Origin of the sequence: [Clostridium] ammoniilyticum (assembly GCF_025566905.1) — a bacterium.
GTDB lineage: Bacteria > Bacillota_I > Bacilli_A > Erysipelotrichales > Coprobacillaceae > Faecalibacillus > Faecalibacillus intestinalis.
Genome location: NZ_JAOQJR010000009.1, coordinates 20,816 through 39,667 on the forward strand (window position 1 = coordinate 20,816; position 18,852 = coordinate 39,667).

Sequence of the window (18,852 nt, forward strand, 5' to 3'; positions counted from 1 at the left end):
GGGTGATAGACATGAAAACATTAGATTATATAAATGTGAGAGATGCACAGGTTCATGGTCTTGTTAATCCTACATTTATTATGTATGGAAATTGTTCTTTAAAAGATTATTCTTTTGAAGTAACTGTTGATGGTAAAAAAAGAGAAGCACGTTTTTTACCAGATCTAGCAAGTGACAATTATGAATTAACATTATCATTGAGTAAAGATGATTCTAAAGTTAAAGTTTATTTAATACATGATGATCAAAAGGAACTTGTTTGTGTAAGAAAGAATACTTTAATGAAAAGAATTAAGTCAAAGATGAGAATACTTTTACAAAAAACAGTTAGAAAAACAAAAGAAACAAATAATAAGGTAAAAGTAAATACTTATGCTATTGGTAAAGAAGTTAAATATATAGCTAAGGAATATCATTTTGTTTTAACACCAAATAGATTAAAACAAAGTAAAAGACGTATTAAAGAAAATAAGAAAACAAAAAATAAATTTTTAGATGTTTATAATTTCTTAAATCAAAAAGAATATCTTTTATGGTTAGAAAAAAATGAAAAACCATTTGAAGAACATCCTCAATTTTCTTACAATCCACTTATTTCAATTTGTATACCAGTTTATAATGTGGAAAGAAAATACTTAGCAGAATGTTTAGATTCTATTTTAAATCAAACATATCAAAACTTTGAAATATGTTTATCTAATGATTGTTCAACTTTACAAGAAACAATTGATACTTTAAATGAATATGAAAATAAAGATTCTAGAATCAAAGTACATCATCGTAAAGAAAATGGACATATTTCTAAAGCAACAAACGATGCTTTAAATATTGCTAGCGGTGAATTTATTGGTTTAATGGATAATGATGATTTACTTGCTAGAAATGCATTAGCAGAATGTGTCGCTGTTTTAAATAAAAATAAAGAATTAGATTTTATCTACACGGATGAAGATAAGATGGATATGAAAGGATTAAGAAGAGATCCTCATTTTAAATCAGATTATGCACCTGATTCATTACTTGGAAGTAACTATATTTGTCACTTTGAAATTATGAGAAAATCGATTGTTGATGAAATCGGTGGTTTTAGAGTAGGCTATGAAGGAGCGCAAGATTATGATATTTTCTTAAGATTTTTAGAAAAAACAACTCCTGAACGTGTTTATCATATTCCAAAGATTTTATATCATTGGCGTATGATTGAAGGGTCAACGGCTGCCACAATTGATAGTAAAGGATATGCTGTTGAAAAAGGAAGAATGGCAGTAGAAGATGCTTTAAAACGTCGTGGTATTAAAGCTAAAGTAACTGTTCATCCAAGAGTTCCTTATTATTTAGTAAGATATGAATATGAAACAGAACCAATGGTTTCAATCATTATTCCAACAAAAGATTATGCAGATATTACAGAACAATGTTTAAAATCATTATTTGAAAAAACAACGTATAAAAATTATGAAGTTATTTTAATGAATAACAATAGCGAAAAGAAAGAAACTTTTGATTTATTTAAAAAATATCAAAATAAATATTCTAACTTTAGAGTTATTGATGCTAATTATGAATTTAACTATTCTAAAATCAATAATCAAGCTGTAGAAGCGGCTAAAGGTGAATATATTGTTTTATTAAATAATGATACTGAAATTATTACACCACATTGGTTACAAGTAATGGTTGGCTATGCAATGCAACCTCATATTGGGGCAGTAGGTGCTAAATTGTTATATCCTGATAATACGGTTCAACATGCCGGTATTATTTTAGGAATTGGTGGAATTGCACAACATTGTTTTATTGATAATCCAAGAGAAGATGTTGGTTTCTATGGAAGATTATCCGTTCCATTTAACTACAGCGCTGTTACTGCAGCTTGTTTAATGGTTTCTAAAGAAAAATATTTAGAAGTCAATGGTTTAGAAGAAGATCTACAAGTAGCCTTCAATGACGTTGATTTTAACTTAAAGTTATTAAAACAAGGTTATTACAATATTTGTTTAAATCAAGTAGAACTATATCATTATGAATCTAAATCTAGAGGAGATGATACAGTTGATACAAAAAGTGCTAAATATCGTCGATTTGTTCAAGAACACGATTACATCAAAGATAAATGGGGTTATATGTTATATAGTGATCGTTTTTATAATCCTAATTTAAGTTTGAAGAAGGCATTTGTCTTAGATAAAGAATAATTAAGAATTATAAAATTGAATATTAGTAAAAAAAATGCTAGTATGTCTATGACAAAACTAGCATTTTTTTAGGAGAAGAAAATGAAAGAATTATTAATGAAATATAAAGAAATCATTATGTATCTTGTGTTTGGTGTTCTTACAACGGTCGTTAATATTGTTGTTTATTTTTTAAGTGCAGAGCTTTTACACATAAATTATTTGATTTCTAATGCACTAGCATGGTTTTTATCAGTTTTATTTGCTTATATCACAAATAGAAAATATGTTTTTGAAAGTAGTAGTCAAAATATATTAAAAGAAGCTGTTTCTTTTTTTAGTTCTCGATTAGCTACAGGAATCTTAGATATGGTACTTATGTGGCTATTTGTGTATTTTAATGTTGTTAATGATGTTATCGCTAAAGTGATTGTTAATGTCATTGTGGTTGTATTGAATTATGTATTAAGTAAGTTAGTTGTTTTTAAAGGAAATAAATAAGATGGAAAAAATAACAGTAATTGTACCTTGTTATAATGAAGAAGCAGCGCTTCATTATTATTATAAGGAAATGAGTAGAGTCATGGATGAAATGAATGATGTAGATTTTGAATTATTATTCATAAACGATGGTTCAAAAGATAAAACATTAGAAATTATGATGGAGCTTGCTAAAAAAGATTCAAGAGTTAAATATATTTCTTTTTCAAGAAATTTTGGAAAAGAAGCGGCTATGTATGCTGGATTTGAAAATAGTACAGGTGATTATGTATGTTTAATGGATGCTGATTTACAAGACCCTCCTCGCTTATTACCAGAAATGTTAAAAGCAATTCGAGAAGAAGGTTATGATAGTGCTGCTACAAGAAGAGTGACTCGTAAAGGAGAACCACCAATAAGATCATTTTTTGCAAGAATGTTTTATAAAATCATGAATAAGATATCTGATACTGAATTAATGGATGGTGCACGTGATTATCGTTTAATGACAAGACAATTTGTAAATGCTTTATTAGAATTAAAAGAATATAATCGTTTTAGTAAAGGACTATTTGGTTGGGTAGGATTTAAAACAAAGTGGATTGAATTCGAAAATGTAGAAAGAGTTGCAGGAGAAACAAAATGGTCTTTCTGGAAATTATTATTATATAGTATTGAAGGAATCGTTGCTTTTTCAACAGCACCATTAGCGATTGCATCGCTTATAGGGATGTTGATGTTATTTATTGCTTTTATATTTATAATATTTATAATTATTAAAACACTTATTTTTAATGATCCTACAAGTGGATGGCCATCTCTTGTATGCATTATTACTTTAATTGGTGGTATACAAATATTCTGTACAGGTATTTTAGGACAATATTTATCAAAAACTTATTTAGAAACTAAGAAAAGACCTGTTTATATTGTAAAGGATACAAATATCGAAGATGAAAAAACTAAGTAATTATTTAGATAATAAAAAAGTTATTTTAGCTATCTTATTGATTGTTTCTATCCTAACTCTTTTGATTTGTTCAAAAGATTCACCATTATATCCTTATAATGATTGGGTTGATGGTAATGCTTTTTTTACAATGGGAAAAGGTATGTTTAATGGAAAGGTTCCTTATAAAGATTTATTTGAACAAAAGGGACCTTTGCTTTATTTGATATATGGAATAGGTTATTTAATAAGTCATGATACATTTTTAGGTGTTTATTTATTAGAAGTTATTTCATATACAATTTTTGGCTATTTTCTTTTTAAAATTGCTAGAACTTATTTAAATCAATTTTATGCCTTATTAACATCTGTTTTGACATTAGCTATTATTTCAGGATCGATTTCTTTTGTACAAGGAGGTAGTGCAGAAGAATTTTGTTTACCTTTTGTTGCAAGTAGTGTTTATTTCTTTATTAAAATTATTAATGAAAATGATTTTGGAAAGAAATATTTATTAATTAATGGGGCAATAGCTGGATGTGTTTCATTGATCAAATTTAATTTATTAGGTTTGTGGTTTATTTGGATGGCTTTATATTTCTTTAAATTAATTTCTTTAAAGGAAATAAAAAAAGCTTTTATAAGTTGTGTTTATTTTTTAGTGGGAATGTTTATTCCTATCTTTATATCAATTCTTTATTTTGTTATCAATGGTGCATTAAGAGATTATTATGATGTATATATTACTTTTAATCTAACTGCTTATAGTACAACTATTGATTTAAAAACAAGAATATTAAATATGTTTTCAGCAATTTTCCAACAAATGAAATACAATAGAACAATTTATATATTATTATGTCTTGGTTTTGTAAATTGTTTAACAACAAAGATTTTAAAAAATATTTGGATCAATATATTTATTTTATTATCATTTATCTTTCTAATGATTGGTGTTTATATAGGTGGATTACCATTTATTTATTATTTTTTATGTTTTGAAGCATATATTATTTTTGGATTTATTTTTGTTTTTTCAATTGTTCAAAATTTTTTAAATAGTCAAACTTTAGCGATATGTATACTATGTGGAGGAATGATATTTTCTGTTCATTATTCATTAAAAAGTCCTAATAGAGGATATATGAATATCCCTCAAAGTGCATATGCACAATATGTTTTTAAAGATATTATTGATAAATCAAAAAATAAAACATTATTGAATTATGATAATTTAGATGGGGGATTTTATACAACATGTAATATTGTTCCTAATGTTAAATATTTTATGCGACAAAATGTTGGATATGATCGTTACCCTCAAATTATTGATGGTCAAAGAGAGGCTATTAAAAATAAGGAAATTGAATTTGTTGTGATAAGAGAATATAAAGATACAATAGGATATCGAAAGAATATTCCTTATTTAAATGATAACTATAAAGAAATAAAAAAATTCAAACAACTTTATGAAGGTATGGATTTTACTTATTATTTATATTGTCTAAAATAGGAGGACACCATGAAAAAAGTAACAGAATGTATCAAAAATCATATATGGGTCATTTATCTAATCTTATTTGTTTTTATGGTTGTTAGGCATGCATCTGTAAAATTAGGAGTGGCAGATGATGTATGGTTTCTTGAACAATCAAAAATGGGATTAATTAACTATACTCAAATGAGGATACAAACTTGGACAAGTAGAAATATCATTGAATTGGTGATGCTTGTTTTATTAAATATTAATAAATGGGCTTGGATCATTTTAGATAGTGGAATGTTTGTACTTGTTTTACATTCTTTAAGAAGAATAATTTGTCCAACAAAAGAAAACGATTGGATCATTACTTTTTTTCTAATGCTTGTAATCATGTTATTTCCTTTTGGAACATTTGGCATGGCTGGATGGTATGCGACGACACTTAACTATGTATGGCCACTTGCGTTAGGATTATATGGACTTTCATATATTATACAAATCATTTCCAATGAAAAGATATCAATAGCTCAACAAATAAGTTATGTGGTTGCTAGTTTATACGCTATCAATCAAGAACAAATGTGTGCATTGTTTGTAGGATTTTATGCTTTATTTATGATATATAGTTTAGTAAAGCATAAAAAAGTACCTATTTTAGCCTATATTATTTTAGTGTTATCGTTTATAATGTTAGGATATCATGCATTATGTCCTGGAAATGAGCTAAGAAAAGTTGTAGAAATGAATGCTTATTATCCAGCTTTTTATGGCTTTAAGTTGATGGATAAGTTATTGTTAGGAGTTCTTTCAACAATAGCAATTGGTTCTTTACAACCTGCATATATTATTTTTGTTTGGAACATTATGTTGATTTATATCATTTATAAAAATACAAAAAATAAAGGACAATATATACTAGTAGGTCTTATGACCTTTGTTATCTTTGTAGTTAGTGTAAGTGATAGATACTGTAATCATAGAGGGTTTTATCAAATCTTTAATGTGTTTAATGATTATACAAAAGTTATTGAACACATTTCGTTGAATATGAATGTTTGTTTAATTATTCTTTATTTTATATGTATTTTATTGATTAGTTTTTATGTAATAAAAATTAATCTAGGAAATAAGACAATGTTTCTAAGTTTCATAATTATTTGTGCAGCATTTTGTTCAAGAGTTGTACTTGGATTTTCACCATCTATTTTTGTTTCTGGAACAAGAACATTTGTGAATTCATATTTTTTGATCGTAATTGCAACGTTTTTATGTGTTAATTCAAGAAAATTAGAAAGTATGCTATAATAAGTATGCTGATTGGAGGTAAATCAATGAAAGTATTAGTAACAGGTGTTAATGGTCAATTAGGCTATGACGTTATGAATGAATTAAATCAAAGAGGACATGAAGCAATTGGAAGTGATATTACTGAAAGTAATGAACATTTTCAAAAATATGTTCAATTAGATATTACAAATAAAGAAGCTGTAGAATCAGAAATTACAAAAATCAATCCTGATGTTGTTGTTCATTGTGCAGCATGGACTGCTGTTGATTTAGCAGAAGATGATGATAAAGTAGAAAAAGTAAGAGCAGTTAACGCTAAAGGAACAGAAAATATTGCTTTAGTATGTAAAAAGTTAGATTGTAAAATGATTTATATTTCTACAGATTATGTATTTAACGGACAAGGTGAAACACCTTGGGATCCTGATTGTAAAGATTACAAACCATTAAATGTTTATGGACAAACTAAATTAGAAGGTGAACTTGCAGTTTCTTCTAATTTAGATAAATATTTTATTGTTCGTATTGCTTGGGTATTTGGTGTTAATGGTAAAAACTTTATTAAAACGATGTTAAATGTTGGAAAGAAATATCCACAAGTTAAAGTTGTTAATGATCAAATTGGAACACCAACATATACTTATGATCTTGCTCGATTATTAGTAGATATGGCTGAAAGTGATAAATATGGTTATTATCATGCTACTAATGAAGGTGGTTATATTTCATGGTATGATTTTACAGTAGAAATCTTTAAACAAGCAGGATATACTACAGAAGTTTTACCAGTAACGACTGAAGAATATGGTTTATCTAAAGCTGCTAGACCATTTAATAGTAGATTGGATAAATCTAAACTTGTAGAAAATGGATTTAAACCATTACCTACATGGCAAGATGCTTTAAGTAGATATTTAAAAGAAATTGAATATTAATTTATTATACTACTTCTAACACAATTATTGTGTTAGAAGTAGTTTTTTATTTTTAAAGGAAAACGCTCTTTTTAAGAATTTTGTTGTTTTTTAAGATAAGCATCTGAAAATATTCCATAGTGATACTCATAGTAGGCTTCTTTTAATGATATTGGCATTGGTGTGTTTAACACCAATGCATTTTTAATAAATTCACTATCTTTCACTTCTTCGAATAGCTTCTTTGCTTGTTCATCTCTTTTATACTTATATTTTATTTGTTTTCTTAAAATATTAAAATCTAAATATTCTTGTGCATATCTTGTTGAAAAACCATGTGTCCTTTGAATAATATTTTCTATTTCACTCATTAATTCATTAACAGACGCTAGACTATTTCCATCTTCTATTAAATAATGCTTTTGTGTTGGTGAGGTTTTAATATAACTATTTTCTGCTTTCAATTCATTTGAAAATTGTTTAAAGTATGACTTTGAATCACTGATTAATTTCTTTACATTATCTAGTCTATTGATTACAGACATATATTTTTCAAATGACTCTGATCCCAAACAATATTCATCATTATGTTATCTTGACTATCTATTGCACATGTAACACATACCTTATGATGTGATATTCCTCTATATGCTGATTGTTTTCCTCTTTTTTTTGAATATCTAGGCATATTTTCTAGTTTGGTTCCTTTAAGATTGATACTTAAATATTGAGAATCGATTTCTATTTCATCACTTAGTTTTTGTTCTTGAATGATTTGTGATGCTGCTTTATAAAGCTTATGTCTCATATAAAAACATGTTGTTATTGATGTATTCATAAAATAAGCTTCATAACCACTTATTTCGTAATCAATAAATTTGAGCCATTGATCTTTTGTAAAATGAGAACAGAAAAATAATGTTTTAGTGTTTTCACTAAAAGATCTATGACAGTCATTACAAAAATAACGTTGTTTTTCATAGGAATCTTTGCCATTTTTCTTGACAGAAGACGAACCACATATAGGACAAATTATTTTAGACTCAGATTTAACATTGATTGAACAAGAATTTTTAATACGTTCCAGAAGATTATCAATATAGTCTTGATCTTTATTTTTCAAATATTGAACAACTTGTTTTTCAGTAATCATTATAAACACCAACCTTTATTGATATTTTAATCATTATCTGAATTATATTCTTTTTGAGCATCTGATTAGCCTTCAATATATTGGTGTTTATTCAATTAGCAACATTTTTCTTAAAAAGAGCGAAGGAAAATACAAATATTAGAAGTTTTAATATTTATGAATTTTTTAGGGAAAGATAGAAAATATATTAAACAAATATAAAAAGATATATAACAATAATATTTGTTTATGATATAATTTTTTAAAAAGGAGATGATATTAATGAAACAGAAATTGAGTTGTATTGTTTTTTTAGCTTTAGTAATGCTAGTAATATCAATTAGTCCAATTTATGCAGGAAACTGGAAAAAAGATAATAAAGGATGGTGGTATCAAGAAAATGATGGAACTTATCCTAAAGATGATTATAAATATGTAAATGAGCAATGGTATTATTTTGATCAAGAAGGTTATATGGTTATTGGTTGGTATCAAATTGATGGATATTGGCATTATTTCCAAGCTGATGGTAGTGAGCTTGGAAAAGGCTGGCATTGGATAAATGGTAATTGTTATTATATGGATGCTAACGGAGATATGTTAACTGATACATGGATTGGAGATAGCTATGTTGATGCTTCTGGAGTATGGGTAAAAGGAAAAGTGAAGGAAGTAGTTGGATGGAACAAAAGTGGAAATCGTTGGTGGTATAAATTTGAAGATGGAAGCTTTGCTAAATCTGGTTGGTTCAATATAGATGATACTAGCTATTTGTTTGATGATGCAGGTTATATGCTAACAGGATGGCAAAAATATGAAGATGATTGGTATTTACTTAGCGATTCAGGTAATCCATTAACAGGATGGCAACAAAGAAATGGCAAATGGTATTTATTAGATGATTCAGGATGTATGTTAACAGGTTGGCAATGCCAAGAAAATAAATGGTATTTATTAGATGATTCAGGTAATCCATTAACAGGATGGCAAAATCAAGATGGAGATTGGTATTTATTGAGCAGTTCAGGTTATATGTTAACAGGATGGCAAAAACAATCAGGTAAATGGTATTATTTAGATGAAAATGATAACTATGGAGTAATGTGTATTGGCGAAGTAAATATAGACGAAAAAACATATTATTTTAATCAAGATGGTACAATGTATACAGGATGGTTGAAAGAAATTAATAAGTGGGCTGATACAAATGAAGATTGTATTGATTGGAAATATTTTAATCAAGATGGATCTATGCAAATCGGATGGCTCACTTTAAATGGGAAAAAGTATCACTTTAGTGATTCTGGATATTTAAAATGTAGTTATCCAAGCAGAGGGGATACAATTGTTATAAGAGAAATAGATGGACAAGGATATTATGGATTTGATCAAAATGGATGTATGGTATTAGGTTGGCAAGTATATCATGATAAATTTAATGATAGTGATCATTGGATGTATTTTGATCAAGATGGATTATCACATAATGGATGGTTAGAATTAAATGGTAAAAAATACTATTTGAATCCAATAACAGGTTATATGGTATCTAATGAAACAGTTAAGATAGATAACGATTATTATAAATTTAATGAAAATGGTGAATTAGTATAGTATCTATAGAACTAGCACATTTGAAGTGCTAGTTTTTGTATATCATGATAAATTATCAATATGATTGGCATATATTCAAATGTGTATGCTATACTATTTCTAACAAAGAAAGGTAGTAAGTTATGAAAGTATCATTAGTAATGGCTGTATATAATGGCGAAAAGTATTTAATTGAACAATTAGATTCTATTAGAAAACAAACGTATCTAATTGATGAAGTAATATTAATAGATGATGTTTCTACTGATAATAGTTATGAGTTGATTCATCAGTATATCGATGGTTATAAACTTATTAATTGGAAACTTATAAAAAATGAAAATAATTTAGGATATCGTAAGAACTTTAAAAAAGGATTAGAGATAGTAGATGGAGATATCATTTTTTTAAGTGATCAAGATGATCGTTGGCATTTAAATAAAATAGAGGTGATGGTTGAAAAAATGAGACAATCCAATATTTTATCTCTAGCATCGAGTTTTAATTTTATGGATCAAGATGGAAATTGTTTCGAGGTGAATAAAATAAAAGGACGTTCAAATAATAATTTACTTTTTAAAGAAGTAACAGAAGAATTAACGGAAATCGATTTAAAGAGTTTATTAGAAATGAATTTTTCTCAAGGTTGTTGTATGGCTATCAAAAAAGAAGTTAAAGATGAATATTTAAAAGTAACACAAGGTAAATTGCCTCATGATTGGGAATTGAATATTATTTCTGCTATTCAAAATGGATGTTATTATTTAGATATTCCTTTAATTGATTATAGAATTCATAATAATAATACAATTGGAATGGATAATATTGTTGATGGGAATATTATTAATGAAAAGAAACAAAGAGTGAATGAACGTATTGAACAGACGAAAGCACAAATAGAAAATGTGAATTTTGCATTGGGATTAGAGCTAAATAGAGAACAAAAAAAATATTGTTTAAAATATAAAGATTATTTAACACAAAGAGTTTTAATGATGAAAGAAAAGAAAGCTTGTTCTTTGATTTTATACTTTTTAAAAGGAAAATATAAAGGATTTGGAAGAGTTAAAACTTTTTTAGGAGATTTAGTGAACATTATTAAATAGGTGATTGTATGGAAAAAATATTATTAATATCAAATATGTATCCATCTAAAAAATATAAACATTATGGTGTGTTTGTTCAAAATACAGCAAGTATTTTGAAAAATAATGGATATCAAGTAGATGTATCAGCCTTAAAAAAGAAAGATAGTAAGTTAGGAAAATTAGGTGGATATTTAAGTTTTTATATAAAAAGTATCTTTTTGTGTTTATTTCATCGCTATGATTATCTTTATGCTCATTATATTTCACATTGTGCATTATTAATTAAAATCATTAAGAAATTAAAACCAAGTATAAAGGTTATTGTAAATGTTCATGGAAATGACGTTGTTCCAGAAGACGCACATGATGAGAAGTTTATTCCTTTAGTTAAATCAACATTACCTCTAATAGATTTATGTATTGTACCATCAAGTTATTATCAAAAGGTCATGATGGAACAATATGGATTGAATGAAGATAAAATCAAGATTTTTCCTTCAGGAGGTATTAATTTTGATGTCTTTCAAGAAATAGAAAACGCTAAAGAAAAATTACATTTAGATCCAAATAAAAAATGTATAGGTTATATCGGAAGATATGAAAAAAGAAAAGGTTGGGAAGTCTTTTTAAAGGCTATTAGTTTATTAGAAAACGTAAAACAATATCAAATCGTGATGGTGGGTGTTGGTGAAGATGAAGAAAAAGCGAATGCACTTATTCAAGAATATCATTTAGAAAACGTGATAAAAAAATATCCAATGCAAACTCAAAAAGAATTGGCGTTATTTTATTCAGCTATTGATATCTTTTGTTTTCCAACCTATCGTAAAAGCGATAGTTTAGGATTGGTTGGATTAGAAGCTATGGCTTGTGGTTGTATAGTTATTGCATCTAATATGGCAGGACCAACAAGTTATATTAAAAATCAAGAAAATGGTTTTTTCTTTAAACCGAGAGATGGTAAAGATTTAAATCAAAAAATAGAAGATATTTTATCAATGAATGAACATCAAATAAAAGAGATTAAAGATCATGCTTATCAAACGGCCAAAGCGTATGATGTAAATGATATTTCTCAAAATCTAGTGGATATTTTTAATGGAATATAGGATGTGAAAGTATGGATGTGTCAGTTATTATTCCTATTTATAAAGGGAATGGATATATAGAATCTTTATTAAATAAAATAGAGAAAAATTATCAAGAAAGTCAAAAAGAAATAGAGGTTATTTTTGTTAATGATTATCCTGATGAAGAAATTATTGTAGGTAGTCAACATGATTTTCCAATTAGAATTATTAATAATGAAATGAATCAAGGAATTCATCAAACAAGAATCAACGGTTTAAAAAAAGCGTTAGGTAAATATATTTTATTTTTAGATCAAGATGATGAAATTAGTGATTTTTTTATTAAAAGTCAATTAGAACATATTGGAAATGCAGATTTATGTATCGCTAATGGCATTATGGAATCAGAAAATGGGAAATGTTTGATTTATAAAAATCAAAAATCACAAGATTATTTAAAGAAACAAATTGGTTTTATTAAAGTAAGAGACTTAATTGTTTCACCAGGTCATTGTTTGATTAAAAAAACAAGTATACCAGAATATTGGACAAAGCATGTCATGTCTGTTAATTCGGCAGATGATTACTTTTTATGGCTTTTGATGATTGAAAATAAATGTCAATTTAATGTGAATTATGATGTATTATATACCCATAAGTATACTGGAGAAAATGTTTCAGGAAGTATAGACCAAGTGCATAAGTCTAACATGGAAATGGTTGATTTATTAAAAGAATATTGTCATAATGTCAATGTTGATTTATTGAAAAGAACTATTACATATAAATATGATATGAAAAAACAAGGGAAATTAGTTCCATCAATAAAAAATATAGATTTATTTTTATATAATACAATCTATCAATTATTATGGAAAGGTATGTAAAATATGAAAAATGTATTTATTATAGGGAGTAAAGGAATACCTGCTAATTATGGTGGCTTTGAAACCTTTGTCGAATATTTAACAAAGTATAAGGTCAGTGATGATATTAAGTATCATGTAGCTTGTTTGTCTGATCATGAAGAAGAATTTGAACATAATCAAGCAAGATGTTTTAAAGTACAAGTGCCTAATATTGGACCAGCAAAAGCAGTTTATTATGATATTGCAGCTTTAAAAGCAGTTTATCAATATGTTGTTGATCATAACATTGAAGAGGGGATTGTTTATATTTTAGCTTGTCGTATTGGTCCATTTTTAAAGAAATATGTTAAAATGTTTCATACTAAAAATATTCAAGTTTTTGTTAATCCTGACGGTCATGAATTTAAAAGAGCTAAATGGAATTGGTTTATTAGACAATATTGGAAATTATCTGAAAGATTGATGATTAAAAATGCAGATTATGTCGTTTGTGATTCACAAAATATTGAAAAGTATATTCAAGAAGATTACAAAAAGTATCAACCCCAAACAACATTTATCGCTTATGGAGCAGATGTTGTTGATAACAGTGATGAAGAAAAATTTGAAGTATGGGCTAAGGAACATGAGGTTTCAAAAAATGAATATTATTTAATTGTTGGACGTTTTGTTCCTGAAAATAATTATGAAACAATGATTAGAGAATTCATGAGTTCGGATACAAAAAAAGATTTAGTGATTGTTACTGGATATCAAGAAAGTAAGTTGTATCATATTTTAAATAACAAGTATCATTTTGAAAATGATTCAAGAATTAAGTTTGTAGGAACGATTTATGACGATGCTTTATTAAAAAGTGTAAGAAAGAATGCTTTTGCTTATTTACATGGTCATGAAGTAGGGGGAACAAATCCATCTTTATTAGAAGCTTTAGGCTCTACTTCTTTAAATCTTTTATTAAATGTTGGTTTTAATCAAGAAGTAGGTTTAGATTCATGTATTTATTGGGGTAAAGAAAAGAATAATTTAAAACATCTTATAGAACATGTTGAAACATTTGATCAAGATTATATTGATACTTTAGGAAAAGCAGCTAAAGAAAGAATAAACAATGATTATAGTTGGGCTAAAATTATATCTGAGTATGAAAATTTGTTCTTAAGAAAAAAAGATTTGTAGATAATTGTAATTTGTTATATAGTAATAAAGAAAAGAAATGAAAATTTCGTGGAGGAACAATTATGATAAAGAAAATAATGGCTGTATTAATGACATTTGTTTTATCGATGTCATTAGTAGGATGTAGTAATGATTCGAGTGATAAAAAAACAACACCTAAAAAGACAACTACATCAAGCAGTATTAAAATCAAAGATGTAAGTGATTTTCAAGAATTTGATGGTATGATTAAATATTTTACAATGGATGATAAAAAAATTGCTATTCCTGAAACAGTTGGTGAATATGCAAATTACTTATCACAAGTAGGAACTGTTACATTAAATGATACAGGTGATAAAGTAGAAGATGTTGAATTAGAAGGTAATGGTATTTCATCAATGGCTGCCTATTTAAATGTTGAATTAGATAGTGGAGATGAAGCTCATTTCTATTTAAGATATGAAAATCCAACTAAAAAAACAATTAGTGTTGCTGAAGCATCTGTAACATTTATTGAAGTTAAATACGATGAATATGCTGAAGAAGAATATGATAAAGCAGCAAAAGGTATTGAAGTAGAAACAAGTGAAGGAACATTAGCTTTAAACAATAAAGTAAAATATGCACAAGTTAGAAAACTTTTTGGAGATCCTGAACAAGAGACAGATGGTAGATTCCATTATACAGACGATGCAGGATATAAATATATGTTTGATTGTTGTAACGAAAATAGAAATGGAATTTTTAGGGGATTTAGTATTGAATATCCAAGTAAATAATAAAAATATCTGCTTTTTATAAGCAGCTATTTTTATATAACAATAACTTATTTAAAAAAGGAACATTAATAATGGCGCAATTAAAACAAATGATAAATAAGAATAAATTTTATATTATAGGAACATTGATTCTCTTTCTATTTTTATTTTATTGTTCAACAAAATTATGTATGAATGTAGCACCAGATGAATATATGAGATATGATATCCCCTTATTTATTTACAATCATTCATATTTACCTAAAGGTGATGAAAAAGAAATATTAAATGCAATATGGGGATTTTCTTATGGATTTACGCCTTATCTTCCTTCAATAATTAGTTTTTTCTTTATGAAAATAGCTTCTATCTTTACAACTACTCCAGTACATTTATTGATTGCGGCAAGACTAACAAGTGTTCTTGCGGGGGCACTTATGTTTTTTGTATGTTGTAAAATTGGTGAAGAAATATTTAATCATAAGATGACAATATATCTTTTTGCTATTTTTGTTTCACTATTACCACAATTCATGTACTTATCTCTTTATTTAAATAATGATTCGTTTTCAATATTTACAACAGCACTTATTGTTTATGGTTGGATTAAGGGAATAAAAACAAATTGGAATTGTAAATGGTGTATTTTTTTAGGTGTTGCTATAGGATTATGTGCATTAACCTATTATAATGCTTATGGATTTATATTATGTAGTATTATTGTATATTGTATGAGTAGTTATAAATTACATTTTACATTTAATGAGTTTTTAAAAAAAGGATTTCTAATAGCAATTGCTGCCTTAGTTGTTGGCGGATGGTTTTTTATTAGAAATGCAATGATCCATAATGGAGATTTTTTAGGAATGAATTCTATGTACGATTGTGGTGAAAAATATGCAATGCCAGGTTATCAATTATCACAAAGAGATACTTATCAAAATCAAGGAATTAGTGTGTTTTCTATGATTTTTGATACAAATTGGATAATAACAACTATAAAAAGTTTTATTTGTACCACAGGATATATGCAATATATGATTAGTGGAAAACGTTTTTATTTATATTTAATAATAATTTTGTTTGGTATGATTATGATGCTTATTGCTTTAAAAAGAAAATATCAATTCAAATTTAAATTTGAAAATTATTTTATAATATGTTTAATTTTATGTGTTTTGATTCCAATTATTTTATCAATAAAATATTCTTATTCTATAGATTATCAACCTCAAGGAAGGTATATTATGTCTATTTTAATTCCAATTGCTTTATTTATGAGTATTGGTTATGAATATTTTAGTGAATTTATTGAAAATAAAATACAAATAAAATCAAGATATATAGAGTTATCAATGATAGGGATCTATATTTTATTATTCGTTATTTGTTATTCAAGTTATATAGCTGTTTGTTTCGGAAGTACAATAATTTAAATTGAAGGTGATTATGTGTTTGATTCAAAATTAAAGAAATTAGGTAAAAATGTTGTATTAGGATTTTTTGCTGCTATAACATTATTACTTACATTGTTATGTTTATTTAATAATGCTTATTTAAGTTGGGATGAGCATACAACAATTGTCGCTGATAAACCATTTTATTTATTATTATGGTTTATTATAGTATTGTTTTTTGTTTATTTTGTTAGAAAACATTATAGAACACAGGATACTTATTATTTTAATAAAATATTTATTATATTAAGCTTGATATTATTGATTGTTGGTATTTTTATGATTTTCAAATTTGATTTTGTTCCTGTAGCTGATCAAGCATCTATTTTAGAAGCAGCAGCTGGATTAAAGAATGGCAATTATAGTTATTTTACACCAATGGGATATGTAGGAAAGTGTTCTAATCAAGCGGGAATTGTTGTTATTCTTTATTATTTATCATTTATCTTTGGAGAAAATAATTATCAAGCATTTCAAGTACTTAATATTATAGGGTTATTAGTTAGTTATTATTGTTTATGCAAAATATCACAAATTAGTTTTCATAATGACGAGTTAAAAAATTGGACACTTATTTTATTATTTATATTTTTTCCTTTAACATTTTATGTTGCTTTTGTATATGGGAATATCTTTGGACATACTTTTTCATTACTTGCGATATTAGCGGGATACCAATATTTTGAAACAAGTAAAATAAAATATATAGTTTTATCGATTGTTTCAATTATTTTTGCAATGATGTTTAAATCTAATTATATGATTGTTTTTGTTGCAATGGTTATCTTTATTTTATTTGATATTATTTTAAATAAAAAATATACATCTATTATTTTATTGATTTTATTTGTACCTGCCTATTTTGCATCTTCAATGATTCCTAATACAATTATCAAAAATATTACAGGTATTGAACTTGGTAAAGGTATACCGATGATAGCATATGTAGAAATGGGATTACAAGATAGTGATGTAGCGCCAGGATGGTATAATGGCTACAATTGGAGCGTATATGAAAATAATAACGGAGATTATGATTTAGCAAATTCACAAGCAAAAAGCGATTTAGGTAATACGTTATCTTATTACATAACACACCCTGGAGAATTTATTAACTTTTTATATCGAAAGACAGTTTCACAATGGTGTAATCCTGACTTTCAAGGAACTTGGGTAACGAGGCATAGTAGTTTTTATATTCAAAGTGAGTTATGGTATCAAATATATAATGTCTATGAAACAGTTATTTTATTAGGAACATTAGCTTATATTTACTTTACTGGAAGACATATGAAATTGCATAGATTATTGTTACCAACTATTTTTATTGGTGGATTTTTATTTCATTTATTTTGGGAAGCTAAATCTCAATATACTATTACATATTTTGTTTTATTGATTCCTTATTGTGCAAAAGGTTTAATGGATATGACAAATGAAATGATTGATTCATTTCGTAATATCAGAATTGTTAGAAGTATACCTAAGAAAATTGGGATGATTATTAAAATGGATACTGTTAGATTTATAGTGTTTATTACAGCTCTTGCTTCCATTATAAAGATAATCGCTTAAAGAAATCATTATGTATTTTATCTTTGGAACATTAACAACAGCTGTAAATATTGTTGTCTATTATTTATTTTCAAATATTATACATATGAACTATTTATTTTCGAATGCTGTAGCATGGTTTTTATCGGGATTATTTGCCTATATTACAAATAGAAAATATGTGTTTAATAGTAGTAGTGCATAAATATTTAAAGAAGCTTTATCATTCTTTAGTTCAAGATTAGTTACAGGGTTATGAGATATATTTTTTATGTGCTTCTTTGTTAACTTTAATTTATACGATGTTTTATTTAAGATAGTCGTGAATGTTATAGTTGTTATTTTGAATTATATTTTAAGTAAATTAATTGTATTTAAAAATAAATAGAGATCCAACAATTTCGTTGGATTTTTATTTTAGAGTTTATAATGAAAATTATTAAAAATGTAAAGATTCCTTTTGTTATGGAAGGTGGAAATCGTATAGATGATACGCCTGTTCATAAGGCGCTTCGTGAGGCATTAGCCAACTGTTTAATCAATGCTGATTATTATGGCACAAGAGGCGTTGTTATAAAAAAAGATCAAGATAGAATTATTTTTGAAAATCCTGGATATATAAGAACAGATAAAGAACAAATGAGAAGAGGGGGAGAATCTGATCCTCGAAACAAAACACTCATGAAAATGTTTAATTTAATAAATATTGGGGAACGTTCAGGAAGTGGTGTTCCTAATATCTTTAATACGTGGAATGATCAAGGATGGAAAGAACCTGTTATTGAAGAAAGATTTGATCCTGATAGAACAACATGACCACTCGAATTTATAAAAAAACAAGGAAGAAAACAAGCAAAGAAGATAAAATTGGTAATAAAACAAG

At 26.5% G+C, this 18,852-nt stretch carries 18 protein-coding genes; 16 read left to right on the forward strand and 2 right to left on the reverse strand.

The features are described from left to right. The first annotated feature begins 11 nt into the window (after positions 1 to 11). The 6 genes from OCV55_RS09300 to rfbD all read left to right on the forward strand — a co-directional run bounded on the left by OCV55_RS09300 (position 12) and on the right by rfbD (position 7,308). Positions 12 to 2,195, forward strand: coding sequence for a glycosyltransferase family 2 protein (locus OCV55_RS09300; RefSeq protein ID WP_267309891.1), 2,184 nt, complete (start codon positions 12 to 14; stop codon positions 2,193 to 2,195). A gap of 81 nt (positions 2,196 to 2,276) precedes the next feature. Then, the gene (locus OCV55_RS09305) at positions 2,277 to 2,675 is read left to right on the forward strand and encodes a GtrA family protein (RefSeq protein ID WP_147580439.1); all 399 of its coding nucleotides are present in this window, start codon (positions 2,277 to 2,279) and stop codon (positions 2,673 to 2,675) included. Between the two features lies 1 nt (position 2,676). Further along, complete coding sequence (locus tag OCV55_RS09310; protein WP_119364112.1) at positions 2,677 to 3,624, forward strand: glycosyltransferase family 2 protein; 948 nt, start codon at positions 2,677 to 2,679, stop codon at positions 3,622 to 3,624. Next, a complete protein-coding gene (locus OCV55_RS09315) occupies positions 3,608 to 5,116 on the forward strand; it encodes an ArnT family glycosyltransferase (RefSeq protein ID WP_147580440.1) in 1,509 nt (502 codons plus the stop codon). Before OCV55_RS09310 ends, OCV55_RS09315 begins: the two co-directional genes overlap by 17 nt. Before the next feature lie 9 nt (positions 5,117 to 5,125). After that, a complete protein-coding gene (locus tag OCV55_RS09320) occupies positions 5,126 to 6,391 on the forward strand; it encodes a DUF6056 family protein (RefSeq protein ID WP_147580441.1) in 1,266 nt (421 codons plus the stop codon). Positions 6,392 to 6,417: 26 nt separating this feature from the next. Then, positions 6,418 to 7,308, forward strand: a complete 891-nt coding sequence (rfbD, locus tag OCV55_RS09325; RefSeq protein WP_117852097.1) for a dTDP-4-dehydrorhamnose reductase — start codon at positions 6,418 to 6,420, stop codon at positions 7,306 to 7,308. 71 nt (positions 7,309 to 7,379) lie between these two features. On the opposite strand, the gene OCV55_RS09330 is transcribed toward rfbD, so the two are convergent. Together OCV55_RS09330 and OCV55_RS09335 are read right to left on the reverse strand one after the other, a co-directional pair. Continuing rightward, a complete protein-coding gene (locus OCV55_RS09330; RefSeq protein ID WP_267309892.1) occupies positions 7,380 to 7,832 on the reverse strand; it encodes a hypothetical protein in 453 nt (150 codons plus the stop codon). Beyond that, positions 7,823 to 8,440, reverse strand: a complete 618-nt coding sequence (locus OCV55_RS09335) for an IS1/IS1595 family N-terminal zinc-binding domain-containing protein (protein WP_147580443.1) — start codon at positions 8,438 to 8,440, stop codon at positions 7,823 to 7,825. The genes OCV55_RS09330 and OCV55_RS09335 overlap by 10 nt, the downstream gene beginning before the upstream one ends. Positions 8,441 to 8,701: 261 nt before the next feature. Between OCV55_RS09335 and OCV55_RS09340 the strand changes: the two genes are divergently transcribed. The 10 genes from OCV55_RS09340 to OCV55_RS09385 all read left to right on the forward strand — a co-directional run bounded on the left by OCV55_RS09340 (position 8,702) and on the right by OCV55_RS09385 (position 18,785). Further along, positions 8,702 to 10,033, forward strand: a complete 1,332-nt coding sequence (locus OCV55_RS09340) for a hypothetical protein (RefSeq protein ID WP_267309893.1) — start codon at positions 8,702 to 8,704, stop codon at positions 10,031 to 10,033. 122 nt (positions 10,034 to 10,155) lie between these two features. Next, on the forward strand, positions 10,156 to 11,118 hold the full coding sequence (locus OCV55_RS09345; RefSeq protein WP_147580445.1) for a glycosyltransferase: 963 nt from the start codon (positions 10,156 to 10,158) through the stop codon (positions 11,116 to 11,118). A gap of 8 nt (positions 11,119 to 11,126) precedes the next feature. Further along, on the forward strand, positions 11,127 to 12,209 hold the full coding sequence (locus OCV55_RS09350) for a glycosyltransferase family 4 protein (RefSeq protein WP_147580446.1): 1,083 nt from the start codon (positions 11,127 to 11,129) through the stop codon (positions 12,207 to 12,209). Positions 12,210 to 12,220: 11 nt separating this feature from the next. Continuing rightward, on the forward strand, positions 12,221 to 13,057 hold the full coding sequence (locus tag OCV55_RS09355) for a glycosyltransferase family 2 protein (protein WP_147580447.1): 837 nt from the start codon (positions 12,221 to 12,223) through the stop codon (positions 13,055 to 13,057). A 3-nt stretch (positions 13,058 to 13,060) separates the two neighbouring features. Continuing rightward, the gene (cps2T, locus tag OCV55_RS09360) at positions 13,061 to 14,218 is read left to right on the forward strand and encodes a beta 1-4 rhamnosyltransferase Cps2T (protein ID WP_147580448.1); all 1,158 of its coding nucleotides are present in this window, start codon (positions 13,061 to 13,063) and stop codon (positions 14,216 to 14,218) included. 62 nt (positions 14,219 to 14,280) lie between these two features. Continuing rightward, positions 14,281 to 14,979, forward strand: coding sequence for a hypothetical protein (locus OCV55_RS09365; RefSeq protein ID WP_147580449.1), 699 nt, complete (start codon positions 14,281 to 14,283; stop codon positions 14,977 to 14,979). A gap of 71 nt (positions 14,980 to 15,050) precedes the next feature. After that, the gene (locus OCV55_RS09370) at positions 15,051 to 16,394 is read left to right on the forward strand and encodes an ArnT family glycosyltransferase (RefSeq protein ID WP_147580450.1); all 1,344 of its coding nucleotides are present in this window, start codon (positions 15,051 to 15,053) and stop codon (positions 16,392 to 16,394) included. Positions 16,395 to 16,409: 15 nt separating this feature from the next. Beyond that, on the forward strand, positions 16,410 to 17,990 hold the full coding sequence (locus OCV55_RS09375) for a hypothetical protein (protein ID WP_147580451.1): 1,581 nt from the start codon (positions 16,410 to 16,412) through the stop codon (positions 17,988 to 17,990). 10 nt (positions 17,991 to 18,000) lie between these two features. After that, complete coding sequence (locus OCV55_RS09380) at positions 18,001 to 18,174, forward strand: GtrA family protein (RefSeq protein ID WP_256186992.1); 174 nt, start codon at positions 18,001 to 18,003, stop codon at positions 18,172 to 18,174. Positions 18,175 to 18,398: 224 nt separating this feature from the next. After that, positions 18,399 to 18,785, forward strand: coding sequence for an ATP-binding protein (locus tag OCV55_RS09385; RefSeq protein ID WP_147580452.1), 387 nt, complete (start codon positions 18,399 to 18,401; stop codon positions 18,783 to 18,785). The last annotated feature ends 67 nt before the right edge of the window (positions 18,786 to 18,852 follow it).